Origin of the sequence: Streptomyces sp. NPDC007095 (genome assembly GCF_040634475.1) — a bacterium.
Classification (GTDB): domain Bacteria; phylum Actinomycetota; class Actinomycetes; order Streptomycetales; family Streptomycetaceae; genus Streptomyces.
Window position 1 is genome coordinate 85,339 of the sequence record NZ_JBEYFS010000003.1, and the last position, 20,268, is coordinate 105,606.

At 70.9% G+C, this 20,268-nt stretch carries 15 protein-coding genes; 3 read left to right on the top strand and 12 right to left on the bottom strand.

Annotated features, from left to right (window positions below; translation table 11 throughout):
- Positions 1–3 precede the first annotated feature (3 nt).
- The 3 genes from ABZ656_RS02260 (at position 4) to ABZ656_RS02270 (ending at position 5,066) form a co-directional block, all read left to right on the top strand.
- Positions 4–2,148: an acetate--CoA ligase family protein gene (locus tag ABZ656_RS02260; protein ID WP_360263663.1), complete on the top strand. Its 2,145-nt coding sequence runs from the start codon at positions 4–6 to the stop codon at positions 2,146–2,148.
- A 124-nt stretch (positions 2,149–2,272) separates the two neighbouring features.
- Positions 2,273–3,661, top strand: a complete 1,389-nt coding sequence (locus ABZ656_RS02265) for an OFA family MFS transporter (protein ID WP_360263666.1) — start codon at positions 2,273–2,275, stop codon at positions 3,659–3,661.
- Between the two features lies 1 nt (position 3,662).
- Complete coding sequence (locus tag ABZ656_RS02270; protein ID WP_360263669.1) at positions 3,663–5,066, top strand: OFA family MFS transporter; 1,404 nt, start codon at positions 3,663–3,665, stop codon at positions 5,064–5,066.
- Positions 5,067–5,193: 127 nt separating this feature from the next.
- On the opposite strand, the gene ABZ656_RS02275 is transcribed toward ABZ656_RS02270, so the two are convergent.
- The 12 genes from ABZ656_RS02275 to ABZ656_RS02330 all read right to left on the bottom strand — a co-directional run bounded on the left by ABZ656_RS02275 (position 5,194) and on the right by ABZ656_RS02330 (position 20,236).
- The gene (locus ABZ656_RS02275; protein WP_360263672.1) at positions 5,194–6,360 is read right to left on the bottom strand and encodes a sugar phosphate isomerase/epimerase family protein; all 1,167 of its coding nucleotides are present in this window, start codon (positions 6,358–6,360) and stop codon (positions 5,194–5,196) included.
- 176 nt (positions 6,361–6,536) lie between these two features.
- The gene (locus tag ABZ656_RS02280) at positions 6,537–7,937 is read right to left on the bottom strand and encodes a nucleotide pyrophosphatase/phosphodiesterase family protein (RefSeq protein ID WP_101401910.1); all 1,401 of its coding nucleotides are present in this window, start codon (positions 7,935–7,937) and stop codon (positions 6,537–6,539) included.
- Positions 7,934–9,103 carry a metabolite traffic protein EboE gene (eboE, locus tag ABZ656_RS02285; RefSeq protein ID WP_101401909.1) on the bottom strand — a complete coding sequence of 390 codons (1,170 nt, stop codon included), beginning with the start codon at positions 9,101–9,103 and terminating at the stop codon, positions 7,934–7,936. Before eboE ends, ABZ656_RS02280 begins: the two co-directional genes overlap by 4 nt.
- A 3-nt stretch (positions 9,104–9,106) precedes the next feature.
- Positions 9,107–9,955, bottom strand: a complete 849-nt coding sequence (locus ABZ656_RS02290) for a TatD family hydrolase (RefSeq protein WP_101401908.1) — start codon at positions 9,953–9,955, stop codon at positions 9,107–9,109.
- Complete coding sequence (locus ABZ656_RS02295) at positions 9,955–10,659, bottom strand: EboA domain-containing protein (protein WP_180362175.1); 705 nt, start codon at positions 10,657–10,659, stop codon at positions 9,955–9,957. Before ABZ656_RS02295 ends, ABZ656_RS02290 begins: the two co-directional genes overlap by 1 nt.
- A complete protein-coding gene (locus ABZ656_RS02300) occupies positions 10,656–11,723 on the bottom strand; it encodes a sugar phosphate isomerase/epimerase family protein (RefSeq protein WP_360263678.1) in 1,068 nt (355 codons plus the stop codon). The genes ABZ656_RS02295 and ABZ656_RS02300 overlap by 4 nt, the downstream gene beginning before the upstream one ends.
- Positions 11,720–12,658 (bottom strand): SCO3242 family prenyltransferase, encoded by a 939-nt coding sequence (locus ABZ656_RS02305; RefSeq protein ID WP_360263681.1) that lies wholly within the window; start codon positions 12,656–12,658, stop codon positions 11,720–11,722. The genes ABZ656_RS02300 and ABZ656_RS02305 overlap by 4 nt, the downstream gene beginning before the upstream one ends.
- A 59-nt stretch (positions 12,659–12,717) precedes the next feature.
- Positions 12,718–13,851 (bottom strand): inositol-3-phosphate synthase, encoded by a 1,134-nt coding sequence (locus tag ABZ656_RS02310; protein WP_180362378.1) that lies wholly within the window; start codon positions 13,849–13,851, stop codon positions 12,718–12,720.
- A gap of 119 nt (positions 13,852–13,970) precedes the next feature.
- Positions 13,971–15,314: a ThuA domain-containing protein gene (locus ABZ656_RS02315; protein ID WP_360263684.1), complete on the bottom strand. Its 1,344-nt coding sequence runs from the start codon at positions 15,312–15,314 to the stop codon at positions 13,971–13,973.
- Between the two features lie 14 nt (positions 15,315–15,328).
- Entirely contained in the window at positions 15,329–17,833 is a 2,505-nt protein-coding gene (locus ABZ656_RS02320) for a PQQ-dependent sugar dehydrogenase (protein WP_360263687.1), read from the bottom strand.
- An 80-nt stretch (positions 17,834–17,913) separates the two neighbouring features.
- On the bottom strand, positions 17,914–18,918 hold the full coding sequence (locus ABZ656_RS02325; RefSeq protein ID WP_360263690.1) for a sugar phosphate isomerase/epimerase family protein: 1,005 nt from the start codon (positions 18,916–18,918) through the stop codon (positions 17,914–17,916).
- 13 nt (positions 18,919–18,931) lie between these two features.
- Complete coding sequence (locus ABZ656_RS02330) at positions 18,932–20,236, bottom strand: Gfo/Idh/MocA family oxidoreductase (RefSeq protein ID WP_360263693.1); 1,305 nt, start codon at positions 20,234–20,236, stop codon at positions 18,932–18,934.
- Positions 20,237–20,268: the final 32 nt, after the last annotated feature.

The window sequence follows — 20,268 nt, forward strand, 5'->3', positions numbered from 1 at the left end:
GTGATGGCCGAAGACCGGGTGCTGAGGGTGCGCGCACTCCTCGACGCCGTGCGGGTCGAGGGGCGGACCGCGCTCACCGCGCCCGAGGGAAAGGTGATCGCCGACGCGTACGCGATCGCCGTACCGGGCGAGGAACTGGCGACGGACGTCGACGAGGCGGTGGCGTACGCGGCGCGCTTCGGCGGGCCCGTCGTGATGAAGATCGTCTCGCCGGACATCCTGCACAAGACCGACGCCGGCGGTGTGATCGTGGGAGTGGAGGGCGCGGCGGACGTACGCGCCGCCTTCCACAAGATCGTCGATAACGCGCGGGCCCACGACCCGCGGGCCCGCATCGAAGGCATCCAGGTCCAGGAACTGCTTCCCCAGGGACAGGAGGTCATCGTCGGCGCGGTGACCGACCCGACGTTCGGGAAGGTCGTCGCCTTCGGGCTCGGCGGGGTGCTGGTGGAGGTCCTGAAGGACGTCACCTTCCGGCTCGCCCCCGTGGACGCCGACGAGGCGCTGTCGATGCTGGACTCGATCAGGGCGGCCGAGATCCTGCGCGGGGTGCGCGGCGCGCCGCCGGTGGACCGGTGGGCGATCGCCGAGCAGATCCGCCGGGTCTCCGAACTCGTCGCGGACTTCCCCGAGATCGCCGAGGTGGACCTCAACCCGGTGATCGCCACTCCGGAGGGCGCGGTCGCCGCGGACATCCGTGTGATCCTCGCGGACTCGGTCCCCAAGGAGCGGCGCAAGTACACGCGCGAGGAGATCCTCACGTCGATGCGGCGGCTGATGGAGCCCTCGTCCGTGGCCGTGATCGGTGCCTCCAACGAGCAGGGCAAGATCGGCAATTCGGTCATGCGCAACCTCGTCGACGGGGGCTTCTCCGGCGAGATCCACCCGGTGAACCCCAAGGCCGATGACATTCAGGGCCGCAAGGCGTACAAGAGTGTCACCGACGTTCCCGGTGAGGTGGATGTGGCGGTCTTCGCGATCCCCGCCAAGTTCGTGGCCTCGGCCCTGGAGGAGGTGGGACGCAAGGGGATCCCCAACGCCGTACTGATCCCCTCCGGATTCGCGGAGACCGGAGAGCACGAACTCCAGGACGAGATCGTGGCCATCGCCGAGCGGCACGGCATCCGGCTGCTCGGGCCCAACATCTACGGCTACTACTCGACGTGGCAGGACCTGTGTGCCACGTTCTGCACACCGTACGACGTGAAGGGCGGCGTCGCGCTCACCTCGCAGTCCGGTGGCATAGGAATGGCCATCCTGGGCTTCGCGCGCACTACGAAGACGGGTGTTTCCGCGATCGTCGGGCTCGGCAACAAGTCGGACCTCGACGAGGACGACCTGCTCACCTGGTTCGGCGAGGACCCTCACACCGAGTGCATCGCGATGCACCTGGAGGACCTGAAGGACGGCCGCGCCTTCGTGGCGGCCGCGCGCGCGACGGTCCCGAAGAAGCCGGTCGTCGTCCTGAAGGCGGGGCGTACGGCAGCCGGGGCGAAGGCCGCCGGCTCGCACACGGGCGCGCTCGCGGGCGACGACGCCGTGTACGAGGACATCCTGAAGCAGGCCGGCGTCATCCGGGCTCCCGGGCTGAACGAAATGCTGGAGTACGCGCGCGCGTTGCCGGTGCTGCCCACCCCCAAGGGCGACAACGTCGTCATCATCACGGGCGCGGGCGGCAGTGGTGTGCTCCTGTCCGACGCGGTGACGGACAACGGCCTGTCCCTGATGGAGATCCCGCCGGACCTGGACGCGTCCTTCAGGGCCTTCATCCCGCCCTTCGGGGCCGCGGGCAACCCGGTGGACATCACCGGGGGCGAGCCTCCGTCGACGTACGAGGCGACGATCCGGCTGGGCCTGGAGGACCCACGCATCCACGCTCTCGTCCTCGGCTACTGGCACACCATCGTGACCCCGCCCATGGTCTTCGCCGAGCTCACCGCGCGCGTGGTGGCCGAATTCCGTGAGCGCGGCATCGAGAAGCCCGTGGTGGCGTCGCTCGCGGGTGATGTCGAGGTCGAGGAGGCCTGTCAGTACCTGTACGAGCGGGGGGTCGTGGCGTACCCGTACACGACGGAGAAGCCGGTGGCCGTGCTCGGTGCGAAGTATCGCTGGGCGCGGGCGGCGGGCCTGTTGGGGGGCGGTTCATGAGGTGAACCAGGGCGGGGGCGGCCGACGGTGCGCGTCGGCCGCCCCCAGGACCCGTGCGCACACGAAAAGCATTTGGACAGGGGGCGCTGGCCAGAGCTTTCGACGCAAGGGGTGCTGAACCGACATGACAACCACCGACCTATCGACATCCGTCCCCTACAGGGAGGTGACGGATCGCAACGGCCGCCTGTACCGCATCGGTGAGACCGACCGGGACATCATGGGGCGACCACGCTGGACCATGGTGCTCTTCCCCTGGATGGGGATGATGGGCATCAGCTCCTCGGAGTACGCGTTCACCTCCGCCGAGGACACCCTGCACGACGCCCACCTCTGGGGCAGTGGGCACGTCTTCTGGCTGATGGGCGTCTGGATATTCTTCCAGGCCGCCGTCGCCTTCCCGGCCGGGCAGCTGCGTGAGAGCGGACGGCTGCCCGCGCGGTACGCCATGATGCTCGGCGCGCTGGGCGCGGTCCTGGGGTACCTCTCCCTGGCGTTCGCGCCGCATGTGACCGTCGCGTACATCGGCTTCGGCATGTTCAGCGGCATCGGCGCCGGCCTGGTGTACGCGACCTGCGTGAACATGGTCGGCAAGTGGTATCCGGAGCGCAAGGGCGGCAAGACGGGCCTGGTCAACGGCGGTTTCGCCTACGGCTCGGTGCCCTTCGTCTTCCTGTTCACCTCGTACATGGACCTCGGGAACTACCAGGGCGTCCTGGTGACGGTGGGCCTGGTCTGCTGCGCCGTGGTCGCCTTCGGGGGCTGGTTCTTCAAGGACCCGCCCAAGGGCTGGTGGCCCCCTCACGTGGACCCGCTGAAGGTGTCCGACGACCCGAGGATCCGCCGCGCGCTGGAGAAGAACCCGCCCGCCGTGAAGCAGTACACCCCCAAGGAGGCCGCCCGTACACCCGTTCTCTGGATGATGTGGTTCTGTCTGCTGTGCACCGCCGGGATCAACATCTTCGGTATCGCCTTCCAGGTGCCGTTCGGCAAGGACATGGGATTCGCGGGCGGGATCGTGGCCACCGCGATGTCCCTGAAGGCGATCGTCAACGGCACAGGACGCGGCGTGATCGGCTGGATCTCCGACCGCTTCGGACGCCGCAACACACTGATCATCGTCTGTCTGGTGCTGGGCTCCGCCCAGTTCGGGGTGCTGGTCTCCGGCCAGATGGGCAGCATGCCGTTCTTCCTGTTCTGCTCCATGGTCTCCGGATTCGGCGGCGGGGCGATCTTCCCGCTGTTCGCGGCCATGACGGCTGACTACTTCGGCGAGAACAACAACGCGTCCAACTACGGAATGGTCTACAGCTCGAAGCTGATCTCGGGCCTCGTGGGCTCGGGCATGGGCGCGGTCGTCGTCGGCGCGTGGGACTACCACGGGGCCTTCGTGCTCGCGGGCTCCATCGGCCTCGCCTCCGCCGCGCTGGCGCTGTTCCTCAAATCACCGGGCCGGCCGAAGGCCCGGAGCATCGTCCCCAACCCGCAACCGCTCGGCGAGGAGATGGCGTGACATGACGACAGAACCCATCGCCACCCAGGGCGCGTCGGCCACCCCCGGCGCCTCGAACCGCTCGTACCGCGAAGTCACCGACGCCCGGGGCCGCGTCTACCGGATCGGTGAGACGGACCGCGACATCCTGGGCCACTCCCGCAAGTTCATGGTGTACCTGCCGTGGATCGCCATGATGGCCATCAGCGTCTTCGAATACGCGTACGGCTCGGCCGAGGACACCCTGTCCCACGCCCATGGCTGGACGCAGAGCAACACCTTCTGGATATTGAGCGTCTGGGTCTTCTTCCAGGCCGGCATAGCCTTCCCGGCGGGCTGGCTGCGGGAGCGGGGCATCCTCACCGCCCGCAGGGCCATGTACGTCGGCGCGGGCATGTGTGTGATCGGCTTCCTGGCCCTCTCGCATGTGAGCAACGTACTGCTGGCCATCCTGGGCTTCGGCGTCATCGGCGGCCTCGGCTCCGGCCTGGTCTACGCGACCTGCATCAACATGGTCGGCAAGTGGTTCCCCGAGCGCCGGGGCGCGCGGACCGGATTCGTCAACGGCGGATTCGCGTACGGCTCCCTGCCGTTCATCTTCATCTTCAACTACGCGTTCGACACCGGGAACTACCACCGCGTCCTGGACCTCATCGGCTGCTACGTGATGATCGTCGTGCTGTCCTGCGCGTTCTTCTTCAAGGACCCGCCGAAGAACTGGTGGCCCGCGGACATCGACCCGCTTACGTACGGCGGCAACAGCAAGACCTCCGCCGCCCTCGCGAAGAACCCTCCCGCGGTGAAGCAGTACACGCCCAAGGAGGCCATCAGGACGGGTGTGCTGCCCCTGATGTGGATCACGCTGGTCATGACCGCGGGCGTGTCGATCTTCGGGATCTCCTTCCAGGTCGACTTCGCCAAGGAGGTGGGCTTCGGCCCGCTGGTGGCGGCGTCCTCGATGGGCATCATGGCCGTCATCAACGGGATCGGCCGGGCGGTGGTGGGCTGGCTGTCCGACACCTGGGGCCGCAAGCTGACCCTGGTGTTCGTCATCGTCGTGCTGGGGCTCGCACAGTTCGGCGTGATCTGGGCCGGTGACGTCAAGAGCGAGTGGCTGTTCTTGTTCTTCGCCTTCCTCTCCGGGTTCGGCGGAGGCGCGTTCTACCCGATGTTCGCGGCTCTGACCCCGGACTACTTCGGCGAGAACTACAACGCCACCAACTACGGCCTGGTGTACAGCGGCAAGCTGGTCAGCGGTCTGTTCGGCGGCGGTCTCGGCTCGATGGTGGTCGCGGCCTGGGGCTACAACGGCGCCTACGCGCTGGCCGGCGGTATCTCGATGCTGGCGGCGGCGATCGCGTTGCTGCTGAAGCAGCCGGGGCGCCACAGCGAGGTACGCACTCCTCAGCCGCAGCCCGCGAGCTGAGAGGTCTCCTGGTCAACGGATCGAAAGGTTTCCTCCCGGCACAGAGCACGGAGCACGGAGCACGCACCGGGCGGCCCTCCCCACGTGGCGCGTTGTGGGGAGGGCCGCCCGGTGCGCTGCCGCGAAGCTAGTGACGCCGCGTGCGGAGGGCCGCGAGGTTGTCGTAGCCGATCTTCGCGTGCGTGAGTGACTGCCCGGGGTCCGTGGCGCTCGGGGCGTTGTCCTGCTCGACCATCGGGTTGTGGTAGTTCCGGTCGCCGACGCGCGAGAAGAACGTGGTGTAGTCGATGACGCCGGTGCCGAACGGCACCATGTCGTAGCCCATGCCGTTCGTCGTGTTGACGACGCCGTCCTTGGCGTGGAAGAGCGGGTAGCGCTTGTTGTTGCGGGCGACGAGCCCGGCGGGATCGAACACCTTCTCCCGGGTGGAGCCGTCGTGGGCCGTGTACGTGTGGAACTTGTACTGGGCCACGTGTGCCCAGAAGATGTCCATCTCCAGCCAGACCACCTTCGGGTCGGTGATCTTCAGGAAGTACTCCAGCTTGCGGATGCCGGAGCTGCGGGTCGGGTTGCCCTGGGCGTCCAGCGGGCCCCCGTCGAGCAGGAAGCCGTACGCCGCGTCGTGGTTGTGGGTGTACAGCTTGATGCCCGCGCGGCGGGCGATCTCCCCGAGTGCGTTCCACTTGTCGGCGGCCACGTCCCAGTCGGCGCGGTAGGCACTGCCGGTGGGGTCGCCACCGGTGCCCATGTGCGCCGTGCCGAGGATGTTGGCGATCTCCAGGTGCTTCTTGAAGGTGTCCAGGTCGGCCGCGGTGAGGGGCCAGGACGGGGGTATGAAGCCGTGGTTGCCCTGCGCCCGCAGCCCGTACGCGTCGAGCCAGGAACGCAGCAGCTTGGCGCCCTGTACGGACTCCAGGCTCGCGCCGCCGGGAGCGTTGGCGTGCTGGCCGTATCCGGCGAACTCCACCTGGCGGTAGCCGAAGCGCGAGAGCTGCTTGAAGACCTCGCGGAAACCGGAGGGCAGGTCGGTGGTCAGCGGGTCGCGGCCCGTGGCGTCCCGGACGGTGTAGAGGATGATGCCGCGCTTGTTCGCGGGGACGAGGACGTCACCGCCGTGGTCGTGGCCGCGGCCTCTGCCCCGGTCCTGGGCGAGGGCTGGTGAGGCACCGAGGACGGGTGCGGCGATCGCCGCGGTCGCGACGGCGGTGCAGGTGCTGAGGAAGCGGCGGCGGTTGATGCCGAGAGTGCGGCGCAGGGCGTCGCCGGCGGCGGATTCGTCGTTGAACGCGGTCACGGTTTCTCTCTTTCGGATCGGTGTGCGGCGGTGTCGGGTGCCGGGTGGTCTGCTGCTCGTGCGCAGGTCAGAGGCGTGCGAAGCGCTCGCCGGACGCGTTGTCAGTGGCGCGTGCTTCACTTTCCGTAGTTGCTCGTGACGGGTCGTGACTGGTGGTCGTGGCTCCTACGGCCTCGTCATGCGAGGCCGGCCAGATCGAGCAGCAGGGATTTCACTTCGGTGGCCGCGATGCGGCCGGGAGCGGTGTGGGGGGTGGAGCAGATGAGGAGCGGACCTTCGTCGTCGCTCGTGGGAAGGCGGCCGTGGCTGCCACGAATAGGTGAGGGGTCCAGCGGCACCACCGCCATGCGGTAGCGCAGGCCGAGCTTCTTGCGTGCCAGTGCCGTGGCCGCCTTCACCTTGACGTAGGGGTCGAGGGGATCCATGAAGAGTTCGACCGGGTCGTAGCCGGGTTTGCGGTGGATCTCGACGAGCTGCGCGAAGTCGGGCGCGCGGGCGTCGTCGAGCCAGTAGTAGTACGTGAACCAGGCGTCCGGCTCTGCGACGGCGACGAGTTCGCCGGAGCGCGGATGGTCGAGGTGATGGGCCTTCTTGCCTTCGTCGTCGAGGAGCCGCTCGATGCCGGGCAGGTCGGCGAGGGCTGCCCTGGTGGCCTCCAGGTCCTCGGGGCGACGCACGTAGACATGGGCGATCTGGTGGTCGGCGACCGCGAAGGCCCGGGAGGCCATCGGGTCGAGGTACTCCATGCCGTCCTGCGTGTGCACTTCGAGGAGTCCGGCGCGGCGCAGGGCGCGGTTGATGTCGACGGGGCGGTCCGCACGGGTGATGCCGTACTCGGAGAGCGCGACGACGGTGCGGCCTTCCGCCTTCGCGTCGTCGAGGAGGGGGGCCATGGCCGCGTCGAGGTCCGCGGCCGCCTGGAGGGACCGAGGGTCGTCGGGGCCGAAGCGCTGCAGGTCGTAGTCGAGGTGAGGGAGGTAGCAGAGGGTCAGGTCCGGCCGGCGGGTGCGGTTGATGTGGCGGGTCGCGTCGATGATCCAGCGGCTGGAGACGAGGTCGGCGCCCGGACCCCAGAAGTGAAACAGGGGGAACGTGCCGAATTTCTGGGTGAGTTCGTCATGCAGGGCCGGGGGCCTGGTGTAGCAGTCGGGTTCCTTGCGGCCGTCGGCGTAGTAGACGGGACGGGGAGTGATGGTGATGTCGGTGTCGGCGCCCATGGCGTACCACCAGCAGATATTGGCGACCGTGTAGCCGGGATGCGCGCGCCGCGCGGCGTCCCACAGCTTGTCGCCGGACACCAGGCCGTTGTGCTGCCGCCACAGCAGTACGTCGCCCAGCTCGCGGAAGTACCAGCCGTTGCCGACGATGCCGTGCTCGGACGGATGGGTGCCGGTGAGGAAGGTCGACTGGGCGGCGCAGGTGACGGCGGGCAGGACGGTGCCGAGCGGGGCGCGGAAGCCGGACTGGCCGAGGGCCTTGAGGTGGGGCATGTGGTCGAGGAGACGGGGGGTGAGTCCGACGACGTCAAGGACGAGGAGAGGAGTGGGGCCGGCCGGCTCCTGTGGTGGTGGGGTCACGGCAGCTCCTTGAGTCCGAGGTCCGTCAACAGGTCTCGGGCGAGGGTGAGTTCGGCGGCGATGCCGTCGGCGAGCTGGGCGCGGGCACGGGGGCGCAGCTCCGGCGGGAGGGCCTGCCAGGTGTAGGTCTCGACCTCCAGGTGGTGGGTGAGGGGGTGCGGGCCGCCGACGAGGTGGGTCAGTGCGGCCCGCAGGACGGGGAGTGTGGAGGTGAGGGGTGCGGCGGGGGCCGCGTGCAGCGGGACGTGGAAGTGGGCGCGCCACGGGGAGGCGTCGGGCAGGGCGTCACCGGCGAGGGCCTCGCCGAGGTCGTCGGTGCCGCGCAGGCCTGCGGCGGTGAGGGTGCGGGTCTGGTGCAGGAAGCGGGGTTCGTCGAAGGCGGCGAGGGCCGCGCGGACTTCGGGGAGATGGGGGTGTTCGGCGTGCAGGGCGGCTGAGAGCTGGGATTTGACGATCGGGACGCGGGCCTGTGTGAGCGCGTCCAGGGCGGTGTGCGGGTCTTCGAAGGAGGTGGCGAGATGGCAGGTGTCGACGCAGATGCCGATGCGGTCGTGACCGATCGCGGTGAGTGGGGCGCGGGCGTCGCTGATGGTCTCGACGGTGCAGCCGGGTTCCGGTTCCAGGCCGATGCGCAGGGAGCGGCCGGTGAGTTCATGAAGAGCGTCGAGGCGTTCGGCCAGCGTGGTCAGCGCGGTGTGCGCCGCCGTCGCCCGCTCCTGGTCGTATGCGGTGCGCCAGGCGAGGGGCAGGGTGGAGATGCTGCCTTCGGTGACGTCGTCGGGCAGGAGCTGGGCGAGGACTCTGGCCAGGTCGGTGGTGTGGGCGAGGCGTTCGGGGTCGGCCCAGTCCGGCTGGTAGACGCGGTACTTGACCTCTTCGGCGCCGAAGCCTTCATAGGGGAAGCCGTTGAGGGTGACGACTTCGAGGCCGCGGCGTTCGAGTTCGGTGCGCAGGCCGCGCAGCGCGGAGGGGTCGGTGACGAGGGTGTGGGCGGCGTCCCTGGCCAGCCACAGGCCTATGCCGAGGCGGTCGCGGCCGAGACGGCGGCGGACGGGTTCGCAGTGGTCGCGGAGTTGGGCGAGGACGCCGTCGAGGGTTTCGGCCGGGTGGACGTTGGTGCAGTAGGCGAGGTGGACGGTGGAGCCGTCGGGGTGGCGGAAGCGCATCGCTCACTCCCCGCCGCGCAGGATGGAGTTGCCTTCGTGGGTGACGTCGGGGGTGGTGACGTCGAGGTTCAACCGTCCGCTGAGGCCGTAGAAGGCGACGGGGTTGCGCCACAGCACCCGGTCGACGTCGTCGTCGGTGAAACCGGCGGCCAGCAGGGCGTCGGCGACGCGGCGGGTCTTGAGGGGATCGCTTCTTCCCCAGTCCGCGGCCGAGTTGACCAGCACCCGCTCCGGGCCGTACTCCGTCAGGACGGCGACCATGCGTTCCTCGTCCATCTTGGTGTCGGGATAGACGGAGAAGCCCAGCCAGCAGCCGCTGTCCTTGGCCTCCTTGACGGTGTTCTCGTTGAGGTGGTCGACCAGGACGCGGTCCGCGGTCAGCGCGGACTCCCGGACGACGTCGAGGGTGCGGCGCAAGCCGGCCTGCTTGTCGCGGTGCGGAGTGTGGACGAGCGCGGGGAGCCCGTGGTCGGCGGCGAGCTGCAGCTGGGCGGCTAGGGCGGTGTCCTCGGTAGGGGTCATCGAGTCGTAGCCGATCTCGCCCACGGCCACGACCTGGTCCTTGACGAGATAGCGGGGCAGCTCGTCGAGGACGGGGAAGCAGCGGGGGTCGTTCGCCTCCTTGGGGTTGAGGGCGAGCGCGCAGTGGTGGGCGATGCCGTACTGGGCGGCGCGGAAGGGTTCCCAGCCGAGGAGGGAGTCGAAGTAGTCGAGGAAGGAGGCGACCGAGGTGCGGGGCTGGCCGAGCCAGAAGGAGGGCTCGACGAGGGCGCGGATTCCGGCGGTGTGCATGGCCTCGTAGTCGTCGGTGGTCCGTGACGTCATGTGGATGTGGGGGTCGAAGATGCGCATCAGGACTCCTTGCCGGATGTGCGGGAGGCGCCGCACGGGCCTGCTGGGGCGGCGGTGGGCTCGGTCAGGGCCAGCACGCGGTGCAGGTCCTCGGGGACGGGACGGTCCGCGGCGGTGCGTTCGCGCGCGTAGTCGCCGAGCATCCGGGCGAGTTCGGCGTCCGCGTGGGCGCGCGGCGCCAGGTCGGCCACGACGTCCACGGGCACGCCGGTGAACAGGCACTTGAGGACGGCGTGCCGCCAGGTGTGGGCGTCCAGGTGGCGGGCGGCGTACGGGCCGAGGGCGGCGGCGACGAGCCGGGTGTCGTTGGTGCGCAGGGCGTCCTCGACGAGGGGCAGCGCGTCGGGGCCGGGCACGAGGTGGGGCAGGGCGCGCAGGACGGCCCGGCGTTCGACGGCCGTGCCCTGCCGGTAGACGCGGGCGAGTGCGTCCGGGTCGGCGCGGGCGGCGTGCAGGAGAAGCACGCGGGCGGCGTCGGCGTGCTCGGGGCCGCAGCGGCGGCCCGCCTCGGCGATGCGCAATTCCCAGACGGAGATGGGTCCGTGGGTGCCGGGATGGTCGGCGGCCTCGTCGAGGGCCTGGTCCAGCCAGGCGCGGGCGGCCGGGGCGAGGGAGGCGTTCAGGCGGGCGTGCAGGGCGGCGAGGGCGGGTTCGGCCGGGTGGCTGGCCGTGCTTCCGTGGGGTGCGTGCGGGTGGTGGTTCACGGGGTGCTCCCTTCGGCGCCTGCGGGGATCGCCCGGGCCGCGCGGTGGAGGAACGGGAGGGACTGTGCCGCGAAGTGGGGTCCCGCATGGGAGTGGCGGGGCAGTTCGACGACAGTCAGCGCCTGGTAGCCGGTGGCGGCCAGGGCTTCGAGTACGGGCGGGAAGTCGATCTCCCCGTCCCCGAACGGGAGGTGTTCGTGGTGGCCGCGGCGCATGTCCTCGATCTGGACGTGCCGCAGCCAGGGGGCGGCGGCGCGGACGCAGTCGACGGGAGACAGGGGTTCCAGGCACTGGCAGTGGCCGATGTCGAGGGTGAGGCCGAGGGCGGGCGGGTCGCCGAGGATGCGGCGCAGGTGGTGGAAGTCGGCGAGGGTGGCGAGCAGATGGCCGGGTTCGGGTTCGACGGCGAGCGGGATCCCGGCGTGGGTGGCCGCGTCCAGTACGGGGGTGAGTGCCTCGGCGAGGCGCTTCCAGGCGGTGTCCTCGGCTGTGCCGGCCGTGGCAGCCGGGTTGGCCGTGGCAGCCGGGTTGGCCGTGGCAGCCGGGTTGGCCGTGGCAGCCGGGTTGGCCGTGGCAGCCGGGGTGGCCGTGGCAGCCGGGGTGGCCGTGTCGGCTGGGTTGGCCGAGCCGGCCGGGTTGGCCCGGAGTGCGCCGCTGAAGCAGTGGACGGCGTGGGCGCCGAGGTCGGCGGCGATCCGGACGGCGCGGATGAGCAGGTCGACGCGGCGGGCCCGGTCGGCCGGGTCGGGGTCAAGGAGCGAGGGGCCGTGCTTGCGGCGCGGGTCGAGGACATAGCGGGCGCCGGTTTCGACGGTGACGCCGAGTCCGAGGGTGTCCAGCCTGCGGGCCACCTTCCGGGTGCGAGCGGCGACGTCCGGGGCCAGGGGGTCCAAGTGCATGTGGTCGAGGGTCAGGCCGACGCCGTCGTAGCCGAGGTCCGCGAGGAGGGCGAGGGCGTCGTCGAGACGGAGGTCGGCGAGACCGTTGGTGCCGTAGCCGAAGCGAAGGGGGTGGGCGTTCACGGCGTGGGGCCGGGGGTTCGTGCGGTGCGGTGTCGGGGTCATGTGACGCTCACCTTCCTCGCGAATCTGCGGGCCGCCGGGGCGAGGGCGGCCGTGAGAAGGGCGGAGGCGAGGGCGCCGGAGCGGGCCGCGAGGGCGGCCTGGAGGGGGATCATGGCGCGGATTCCGCCGCCGACCGCTCGCTGGGTGAGCGGGGGTGAGGGGTTGAGGGTGGCGTGGAGGAGGGGGCGGCCCGAGGTGGTGACGAAGGCGGCGGCGAGGACGGTGCGCAAGGCGTCCGCGGCGGGGTGCCGGGAAGGGGCCGCGGCGGGATGCCGGGAGAGGACCGTGCCCGGGGCCTGCGGGGTCCTCGTCAATGTCCAGGCGAGCGTGCCCGTCGTGGCGAGCGCGGCCAGCGGCGCGAGCGGCGAACCACCCCGGGTCTCACCGCGGGACACCGTGGTCACCGCGAGGGTGTGGGTGGCCAGGGTCAGGGCGGCGGGCAGGGCGGGGCGGGCGCTGCCGCCGGTGGCCGTCGCACCGAGGAGCAGGTCCAGGCCGCGCGCGGTGGCCATCGCCGCCGGCCCGGCGGGGGTTCGCTTGAGCGCGAGGTCGTACGCCCAGACGGTGGCCGCGAGGGGGGCCGCGACGGCGAGGGCGGGGCGTCCGGCGCGTGCTGCCAGGGCAAGGCCCGTCGCCGTGAGGGCGCCTGCGGCGGCTAGGGCCGCGGACGGTCGGACGCGTCCGGAGGGCAGCGGGCGATGTGGGCGTTCGAGGGCGTCCTCGGTCTGGTCGGCCCAGTCGTTGAGGGCCATGCCCGCCTCGTACAGGCAGAGCGAGGAGGCGATGGCGAGCAGGGTGCGGGGGTTGGGGCGGGTGCGGGTGGTGGCGGCGCCGGCGAGGGCGTCGCCCGGGACGGTGAACAGGGCGGGCAGGCGGAGGAGTTCGGCCCAAGCCCAAGCACTGGCCCCTGCCCCTGCCCCTGCCGTCCTACTCACTCGTGGGCTCTGCGGCGGGCTGGTCGTGGTCGGTCGGTGCGGCCTGGGCGAGCGCGGCGTCATCGGGTCTCCCCGGGGAGTGCGCGGAGCCGCCCCGCGAACCCCGCCAGGGCCGCGTACTGCTCGCCCAGCGCCGCGGGCCCATCACCCACCGGGTCCTTGAAGTAGAAGCCGAGTTCGCTCAGGGGGCCGGAGAGTCCGGCCTCGTGCGCGCGGGACACCAGGCGGGCGAGGTCGAGGACCAGGGGCGCCGCCAGTGCGGAGTCGCAGCCCTGCCAGGTGGTCTGGAGGATCATCCGGGTGCCGAGGAAGCCGTCGAAGGCGATGTGGTCCCAGGCGGTCTTCCAGTCGCCGAGGGCCGGTACGTCGTCGATGTGCACCTCGCCCTGCGGGGCCCCGCCCAGGGTGTCCGCGAGGACCCGTTCCTTGCCGGCGTTCTTGGCCGCGGCGGCGGCCGGGTCGGCGAGGGCGGCGCCGTCGCCGCCGCCGAGCAGGTTGGTGCCGGACCAGGCGCGGACCGCCAGCGCGCGCTGCGCGAACATCGGGCCGAGCACCGACCGCAGCAGGGTCTGGCCCGTCTTGCCGTCGCGGCCGGCGTACGGGAGGCCGCCGGCGCGTGCCGTCGAGGCCAGCGCCGGGTGGTGCAGGCCGGTGGACGGGGTGAAGTTCACGTAGGGGCAGCCGGCCGCCAGCGCTGCCGCCGCGTACAGCGAGCTCGGAGGCAGGGCGGAGCCCACGGGTGCGGGTTCGGTGGAGGCCACGTTCAGCACGACCGCACGGGTCAGGCCCCGTCGTCGTACGAAGTCGCGCAGGTCGGCCGCGAAGGCGTCGACGAGTTCGGAGTCGTCCCGTGTGTCGCCGGGGGCGGGGCCGCCGGGGCGGATCTCCGCGTCGGCGGCCTCCAGCTCGGCCGCGATCGCCGAGGGGAGGCCGGGTGGCAGTACACCGGCGGCGGCCAGGGCCTCGGCCCGTTTCGGCAGTGGGCAGTCCACGGTGTCGTGGCCGCCGAAGACGAGGGAGGAAAGGGTGGGCAGGCCGCACTCGGCGAAGAGGGATGTCTCGGTGACCATGCCCGTCGGGGGGTGCAGGCCGGCGGTGAGGGCCGCGCAGCCCGCGATGACGGTGGTGGCGACGGAGCCGCGGGCTCCGATCAGCCACACCCCCACCCGAGGTTCGGAAAGGGACGCGGGCATGGGGGACATGGGCAGCCTCCTTGTCGTATGTCAGCCACACAGGAGATGAGGAGAGAGGAGAGAGCAGCGCGGTGGGCGAGACGGCGGGCGGGGGTCCGGCGTCCCCCGCCCGCCGCCGGTCAGTCGCCCTTCGTGGGCAGTTCCTTGATCCGGACGTCGCGGAAGGACACCTGGTCGTCGGCTCCGTGGTTCTGGAGTCCGATGTGTCCGTCGCGCAGGCTTCGTACCGGATCGGTGTTGGTGAAATCGTTGATCTTCACGCCGTTGAGCCAGACGCGGAGGCGCTCGCCCTCCACGCGGATCTCGTACGTGTTCCACTCCCCCGGCGGGTTCAGCGCACGGTCGCGCTTCTTCAGGTCGGCGGACTGGAAGCTGTACACGGCCCCGGTGGTGCGATCGGGGACGTCGGTCGCGTCGATCTGGATCTCGTAGCCGTTGTCGACGGCCGACCAGGGGTCCTCGGACTCCGGAAACCCGACGAAAACTCCGGAGTTGTCGTCCCCGGCCACCCGCCAGTCCAGCTTCAGCGAGTACGAGCCGAACTCTGAACCGGCGTACCAGAGCATCCCCAGGCCGCCGTGCGACGTCAGCGTGCCGTCGTCGCTCAGCGAGAACGAACCCGGACCCGCCTGTTTCCACGCCGACAGCGACTCGGTCGTGCCGTCGAAGAGCGGCCGGTAGCCGTTCTCCGGGCGGCAGTCGGCCTGGGCGGCGCCGATGGCGTACCGGATGCCGCCCAGCAGGTGCTGCCGGAAGGCGGGTTCGGCGTACGACTCCTTGGTGTGGCCGCCCCCGGTGTAGAAGGCGCGGCCGCCCCGGTACTCCTGGCACCAGGCGATCGGATGGTCGCCGTTCATCGTGCCGCCGGTGTACGAGGACTCGTCGAGCGAGGCGAGGACGTGGGCCCGGTCGCGCGGATCGGAGCGGTAGTTGTACCACTCGTCCGTGCGCTCCCAGGATCTCGGGAGCCCCGAGGTCGCCGGGTGGGAGCGGTCCTCGACGGTGACCGTCGCGGGCTGGATCGCGGGGTGCGACTGGAAGTACGCGCCCGCGAGGCCGCCGTAGAAGGCCCAGTCGTACTCGGTGTCGGCGGCCGCGTGGATGCCCACATAGCCGCCGCCCCGCTTGATGTACCGCTCGAAGGCGGACTGTTGGGTGGTGTCGAGGACGTCACCGGTCGTCGAGAGGAACACGACGGCGTCGTACCGCGCCAGGTTGCGTGCGGTGAAGGCGCCTGCGTCCTCCGTGGCGTCGACCGCGAAGCCGCCCGTGGCCCCGAGCTCCCGTACGGCCGCGATCCCCTCGGGGATCGAGTCGTGCCGGAAGCCCGCGGTCTTCGAGAAGACCAGGACCCGACTCCTGTCGGCACCGTCCGCGCCCTTCGACGCCGCCGGTCCCGACACGCAGCCGAGGAGCAGGCCGGCAGCGGCACCCACCGTCAGCATGCGTACCGATGTGCGCATGGCCGTCACCCCCGTCAGCTCGTCGTGAAGGTGAAGTCGTCCACGTCGTAGAGCGCTCCGGTGCCGCTTCCCTTGAAGACGAGGTAGAGCGTGGTGGTGCCGCGCGGGGCGTGCGCGAGATCGGCGCTCACGTCCTGGAAGGTGTCCCAGCCGCCCGTCACCGGTACGGTCGCCCGGCCCAGCGTGCGGCCGGTCGGAGAGCCCGCGCGGATCTCGAGGGTGCCGCCCGCGCCGGCGGAGGACACGCGTGCCGTGATCTTCTTGGCGTCGCTCAGGGAGTAGGGCGTGAAGGATATCCAGTCGCCGTTGTCGATGTCGCCGACGGTCTTGCCGCCGTGCGCGGTGGTCTTCGACTGGACGGTGATGCCGGAGGCCTTGCCGTAGTGCTCGGCCTGGCGGTGCTTGGGCTGGAGCACGTTCTGGTCGTGGGTGGTCAGCGGGGCCTGGCCGCCGCCTCCGCCGTCGGTGTACTCGGCGTCGAGGACTCCGAAGATGTTGGCGTCCTGGTCGTGGCCGCCGTCGGCACTGGTCTGGAGGGTGCCGGAGCAGCCGTTCGCCGAGGTGAGCGGGTGTCCGTGACTGTCGTGGCCGAGGATGAAGGTGACCTTCACCTTGGCGCAGTCGATCGCGCGGCCGTCCTCGGGGTCGGTGACCTTCACCTTGAACGGCACGGGGTCACCGAAGCTGAACAGCTGGCCGTCACGCGGTTGTTCGATCACGACCTTGGGTGCGGTGTTGCCGACCACGATCTGCACGCTCGCGCTGCCGGTGCGGCCGGTCGCGTCCTTGGCGGTCACCGTCGCCGTGTAGGTGCCGTTCGTCCTGTACGCGTGGGACGGGTTCGCGGCCGTCGACGTGCCGCCGTCGCCGAAGTCCCAGCTGTAGGTGAGGGCGTCGCCGTCCGCGTCGGACGAACCGGCCGAGGAGAACTGAACCTTGAGCGATGCCTGCCCCGAGGTGCGGTCGGCCGCGGCCTGCGCGACGGGCGAGTGGCCGTCGGTGGCGTTCTCGATGCGGTAGAGGCCCGAGTTCTCGTCGCCGCCGAACCAGGCGGTGCCGTAGTCGAGGACGTACAGGGCGCCGTCCGGTCCGAACGCCATGTCCATCACCTGCGTGCCGGTCCATGGCACGGAGTTGATGGACTGCACCGTGCCCGCGGAGTCGCTCGCGATGCGCTTGATCCAGCGGCGGCCGAACTCTCCGGCGAAGAAGTTCCCGTCGTACGCCTGCGGGAACTTCACGGGCGAGTCGAGCGAGGCGTCGTAGTGGTAGACCGGGCCGCCCATCGGGGACTCCGAGCCGCTGCCGAACTCCGGGACGGAAGCGCCGTCGTAGGGGATCCAGGCGGGCTGGGCCGGGGGCAGGTCCGTCAGTCCCGTGTTGTGCGGGGAGGTGTTCTTCGGGGCGTCGCAGTCGAAGGCGGCGCCGGAGGTCTTCGTCGCGAAGTCGTAGTCCACGTAGGCGTCGTTCTTGCCCGTGCAGTACGGCCAGCCGAAGTTGCCGGGGCCGGTGACGCGGGCGAACTCGACCTGGCCGCCGGGGCCGCGCGCCGGGTCGGCCGCGCCCGCGTCGGGGCCGTAGTCACCGACGTAGACGATGCCCGTCGCCTTGTCGACGCTGAAGCGGAACGGGTTGCGGAAGCCCATCGCGTAGATCTCGGGGCGCGTCTTGTCCGTGCCGGGCGGGAAGAGGTTGCCGTCGGGGATGGAGTACGAGCCGTCGGCGTTGACCTTGATGCGCAGGATCTTGCCGCGCAGGTCGTTGGTGTTGCCGGCCGAGCGCTGGGCGTCGAAGACCGGGTTGCGGTCGGGGCGCTCGTCGATGGGCGTGAAGCCGTCGGACTGGAAGGGGTTGGAGTCGTCCCCGGTCGACAGGTACAGGTTCCCCGCCGCGTCGAAGTCGATGTCGCCGCCGACGTGGCAGCAGATGCCGCGGGTGGCCTGGACGTCGAGGATCTTCTTCTCGCTGGCGGTGTCGAGGGTGCCGTCCGTCTTGAGGACGAAGCGGGAGAGACGGTTGACGCCGTCGAAGGGTGCGAAGTCGGCCGCCGTGCCCGTCTCGGGGGCGTCGCCCGCCGGGGTGTTCAGGGGCGGCGCGTAGTAGAGGTAGATGAAGCGGTTGTCGGCGAAGCCCGGGTCTATGCCGACGCCCTGCAGGCCTTCCTCGTCGTGCGTGTAGACGTCGAGTTTGCCCGCGAGCCTGGTGTTTCCGGCCGCGTCGGTGAGGCGGAGTTCGCCGTCGCGCGAGGTGTGCAGGACCGAGCGGTCGGGGAGCACGGCGAGCGACATGGGCTCGCCGACCTCGGGCTCGCCCTTGGCGAGGGTGACCTGCTGGAAGTCCTCGGCCGCTGCCGTGTTCCCCGGGTCGGCGACGGCTGCGCCGGCCGGAGGTGCGGTGAGGGTGAGCGAGGCGGCCGCGAGCAGCGCGCCGCTCAGCAGGGCGAGCGCTCGGCGGAGTGCGGGGCGTCGTCTGTGGGTCTCGGTTCTGTCGGTGCGGGTGGCGCGGTCTTTCCCGTGCACGAATGCCTCCAGAAAGGGGCTGGTTGTACGAGCGGGTGCTTGCGCCGGGGTGCGCCGTCACCCCGGAGACACAGGAGAAGTCAGTCGTTGCCGCCGAACGCCGCGTCGAAGGATGCCGACGGCGGTTCGAAGTCGTACGCCTTGAGACGGGTCAGGGCCTCGGGTGCGCCCTGGAGCCGGTCCATGCCGGCGTCCTCCCACTCGACCGAGATGGGGCCCGTGTAGTCGATGGAGCGGAGCATCCGGAAGACGTCCTCCCAGGGAACGTCGCCGTGCCCGGCCGACACGAAGTCCCAGCCGCGCCGGGGATCGCCCCAGGGCAGGTGCGAGCCGAGACGGCCATTGCGGCCGTCGAGCCGCTTGCGGGCTTCCTTGCAGTCGACGTGGTAGATGCGGTCGCGGAAGTCGTAGAGGAAGCCGACCGGGTCCAGGTCCTGCCAGACGAAGTGCGAGGGGTCGAAGTTCAGCCCGAACGCCGGCCGGTGGTCGACTGCCTTGAGCGCGAGCTGTGTTGTCCAGTAGTCGTAGGCGATCTCGCTCGGGTGCACCTCGTGCGCGAACCGCACGCCCTGCGCGTCGAAGACGTCCAGGATGGGGTTCCAGCGCGTCGCGAAGTCCTCGTAGCCGCGCGCGATCATCGACTCGGGGGCGGGCGGGAACATCGCGACCAGGTGCCAGATCGCCGAGCCGGTGAAGCCGACGACGGTGTCGACGCCGAAGGCCGCCGCGGCGCGCGCGGTGTCGGCGATCTCGGCGGCGGCCCGCTGCCGTACGCCCTCGGGTTCGCCGTCACCCCAGATCCGGGCGGGCAGGATCGCCTGGTGCCGCTCGTCGATGATGGCGTCGCAGACGGCCTGGCCGACCAGGTGGTTGGAGATGGCCCAGCACTTGAGGCCGTACTTGTCGAGAAGCGCGTGTCGGGAGTCGATGTACGAGGGGTCCGCGAGCGCCTTGTCGACCTCGAAGTGGTCGCCCCAGCAGGCGAGTTCGAGGCCGTCGTAGCCGAAGTCCCGGGCGAGACGGCAGACCTCTTCGAGGGGCAGGTCGGCCCACTGGCCGGTGAAGAGTGTGAAGGTGCGCGGCATGTCCGGGGCCTCCTCAGACCGCGATGGGTGTGTAGACGGAGTTCTTCTCGGCGCTCTCCTCCACCGCCGCGAGTACGCGCTGTACGCGCAGCCCGTCGGCGAAGGACGGTTCGGGGCGTCTGCCCGCGGCGATGGCCCGCACCAGGTCGCGGGCCTGGTGGGTGAAGGTGTGCTCATAGCCGAGGCCGTGGCCCGGCGGCCACCAGGCGTCCAGGTAGGGGTGGTCGGGCTCGGTGACGAGGATCCGGCGGAAGCCCGCGTGCGTGCCGGGCTCGGTGTGGTCGTGGTACGAGAGTTCGTTGAGCCGTTCCAGGTCGAAGGCGAGCGAGCCGCGCTCGCCGTTGAGTTCGATGCGCAGGGAGTTCTTGCGCCCGGTCGCGAAGCGGGATGCCTCGAAAGAGGCGAGGGCGCCGGAGGCGAAGCGGCCGGTGAACAGGGCGGCGTCGTCGACGGTGACCGTGCCGACGCCCCCCGCCCGCGGGCTCGCCTCCGATACGGCGGACAGTCCGCTCGACACTCCGCCGGGCAGCGGGCGCTCCCGTACGAACGTCTCGGTGAGCGCGGAGACCCCGACGACCGGCTCGCCCGCCAGGTACTGGGCGAGGTCGACGATGTGGGCCCCGAGGTCGCCGAGCGCCCCCGATCCCGCGAGCTCCTTGCGCAGTCGCCAGGTGAGCGGGAACTCCGGGTCCACCAACCAGTCCTGAAGGTACGTCACCCGCACATGTCGCAGGGCTCCGAGCCGCCCCTCGGCGACCATCCTCCGGGCGAGTGAAGTCGCGGGCACCCGGCGGTAGTTGAAGCCGACCATGGACACCTGACCGCGGGCGAAGGCTGCCTCGGCGGCCTCCGTCATCGCCTCCGCCTCCTCGACCGTGTTCGCGAGGGGCTTCTCGCACAGTACGTGTTTGCCGGCGGCCAGGGCGGCGAGGGCGATCTCGGCATGGCTGTCGCCGGGGGTGCAGATGTCGACGAGGTCGACGTCGTCCCGGGCGATCAGGGCCCGCCAGTCGGTCTCGGACGCCGCCCAGCCGTGCCGGTCGGCCATGGCCCGCACCGCGCTCGCGTCCCGGCCGCAGACGGCGGCGAGGACCGGGCTGCGCGGCAGGTCGAAGACGCGGCCCACGGTGCGCCAGCCCTGGGAGTGGGCGGCGCCCATGAAGGCGTAACCGACCATGCCCACGCCGAGCGTCGGCTTGCCCGCGTTCACCCCGGCCGCCTCTGCCCCGGGCCCGGAAGCGAGCCCCGCTTCGGCCCCGGGCCCGGCAACGAACCCCGCCTCCACCCCGGCTGCCTCGCCCTGGTGCGGCTGTCCCATACGGATGTCCTCCTCGTCGTCGTGACGCTGTG

Coding starts and splice junctions, on each gene's coding strand:
- ABZ656_RS02260 (WP_360263663.1), top strand. CDS start 4: ATGGCCGAAGACCGGGTGCTGAGGGTGCGCGCACTCCTCGACGCCGTG.
- ABZ656_RS02265 (WP_360263666.1), top strand. CDS start 2,273: ATGACAACCACCGACCTATCGACATCCGTCCCCTACAGGGAGGTGACG.
- ABZ656_RS02270 (WP_360263669.1), top strand. CDS start 3,663: ATGACGACAGAACCCATCGCCACCCAGGGCGCGTCGGCCACCCCCGGC.
- eboE (WP_101401909.1), bottom strand. CDS start 9,103: ATGCGCTTCCGCCACCCCGACGGCTCCACCGTCCACCTCGCCTACTGC.
- ABZ656_RS02290 (WP_101401908.1), bottom strand. CDS start 9,955: ATGCGCATCTTCGACCCCCACATCCACATGACGTCACGGACCACCGAC.
- ABZ656_RS02300 (WP_360263678.1), bottom strand. CDS start 11,723: ATGACCCCGACACCGCACCGCACGAACCCCCGGCCCCACGCCGTGAAC.
- ABZ656_RS02310 (WP_180362378.1), bottom strand. CDS start 13,851: ATGCCCGCGTCCCTTTCCGAACCTCGGGTGGGGGTGTGGCTGATCGGA.
- ABZ656_RS02315 (WP_360263684.1), bottom strand. CDS start 15,314: ATGCGCACATCGGTACGCATGCTGACGGTGGGTGCCGCTGCCGGCCTG.
- ABZ656_RS02325 (WP_360263690.1), bottom strand. CDS start 18,918: ATGCCGCGCACCTTCACACTCTTCACCGGCCAGTGGGCCGACCTGCCC.
- ABZ656_RS02330 (WP_360263693.1), bottom strand. CDS start 20,236: ATGGGACAGCCGCACCAGGGCGAGGCAGCCGGGGTGGAGGCGGGGTTC.